1 protein-coding gene is annotated in these 1,747 nt (G+C 61.4%); it reads right to left on the minus strand.

Translation table 11 applies throughout. The annotated features are described in order from the left end of the window. Window positions 1-479: 479 nt before the first annotated feature. Entirely contained in the window at window positions 480-1,292 is an 813-nt protein-coding gene (locus M0D64_RS44720; protein ID WP_266262303.1) for a class I SAM-dependent methyltransferase, read from the minus strand. Window positions 1,293-1,747 lie beyond the last annotated feature (455 nt).

The raw sequence follows: 1,747 nt of genomic DNA on the forward strand, positions 1-1,747 counted from the left end.
GGCGCACTCACATTCCTGCGGACGATGGCAGGCGTCGAACAACCCTTAACGAACTGAGCCCGACGACGACCGGCTCTGATCGACCCACTCCGGTCAGCCGCCAGGAAGCCGTCACCGTCCGCTCAGGCGTCGAGACGAGACGGTGGTCATTGCCACTCTTCCTGGCTTTCTTCGAACGAGCTGGAAGAGCGCGCCAGCCTGCTTATCATGCAATGTAGACATTTTTGGCGCGTTACTTTCAGGCACGCGGATGAAAGAAGCGTTGGCCGCACGCGGCACTGGAACTGTCGCCAAGAGAGATCGTTTGGAAAGCAATCAGCAGCGAGCTCAGGTCGACCACCAACGTGCCACCAGAACGCTGGTCTGTACAACGTCGATCCACGCGTTTTTCCTTTCGTTGCACCAAAGGCCGACACCGCTGCGCGCCGTTACCGGGCAGGAGCGAGGCTACGGAGGCCCAACGTACTGCCGCCGACCATTCAGGGCTTTCTTGCAGACGCGAGCACACACGGCATCGGGACTCGCACCTCGCCGTTGTCCGTATACGTTGCCGCATCGTCGGACACAGCTTTCTGGATCGAAGCCAGCGCCTCCGGTGACTGCGCCTTCAAGATCGCCGCGACGCGCACACCGCCGCGCATCAGAACGTCGAAAGGCGTTTCGGGCGCGCGGATACGCAAAGTTTGACTGACTTCCTTGATGCGGGGCTCAACGAAGCCCGCATCAAGCAGCGCACGCTCCGATTCGTGTGAGTCGCTGAAGCGGAAGAACGGAGGCCCGGGAGGTAGTTGGACATCCATGCGGCCGTACTTCTCAATGGCCTTGAGCACCATCCCAAATCCAACGGCCTGGTCCGGAGGCGCCCAAACGGTAAACGCGATTCTGCCGCCCGGGCGCAGCACCCGAAACGCTTCGGCGAGCGCCGCCTCGGGACGAGAGAAATGCAGCATTCCGAAGCTGATACCGACCGCGTCAAAACTCATATCCGGAAAAGGCAGATCTTCGGCACTGCCGGACCGGAATGCGAGGTCGGGAAAAATGCGTCGCGCTTGCTGAACCATCGCGTCCGCGAAATCGACGCCGACGACATCGGCGCCACGACGCGCCGCAGCAGCCGCAAGATAGCCGGGCCCCGACGCGACATCAAGAAGCTGGACGCTGGCACGTACCTCAAGCGCGTCGAGCAGCGCATCATTGGACTGCATCGTCAATTCGCCGAAATACGAGTGATACGGTTGTGCGACCGTTTCCCAGCCCTGACGCTCAAAGACACTGAATTCGTCTTGTTCCATGTCACCCATCCACAGGGTTTACCCTGCCGCAACACGACGTCGGATCGACGCGATTCGCGCCGGTGCATGGTGGTCAGGTTAGTGCCACTAGGCCACTTGTACAAGACTGGACGGGAGTTCCAGAATTCGTTCTCTCGCGCCACCGCCAGCGACTAATGCCGTGAACCGCGTCGCATATGAGATTGCGGCGAGATCGACGATCCCGTCCGCGATGTGCGTCCCCTGTCCCCCTATGAAGGGACGATCGCGGGCATTGGCCGAATGGCTCCATCTGGCCGAAGAACGAAACCGCTCGCGCGGTAGGGGGCTCCGGCCAGCGCGTGCGGTTCATGGGAGGTCCGCCGCGCGGTTCCGTATGTTGGCGAATGAGGCAATCCGCCTCGCTCTCCAACAGGAGCCGAATCATGACCTCCTCACAGGCAAACGCCAGTCCACTGCGCCAGCGCATGACCGAC

The organism is Paraburkholderia sp. WS6 (assembly GCF_030464835.1).
Lineage (GTDB): Bacteria > Pseudomonadota > Gammaproteobacteria > Burkholderiales > Burkholderiaceae > Paraburkholderia > Paraburkholderia madseniana.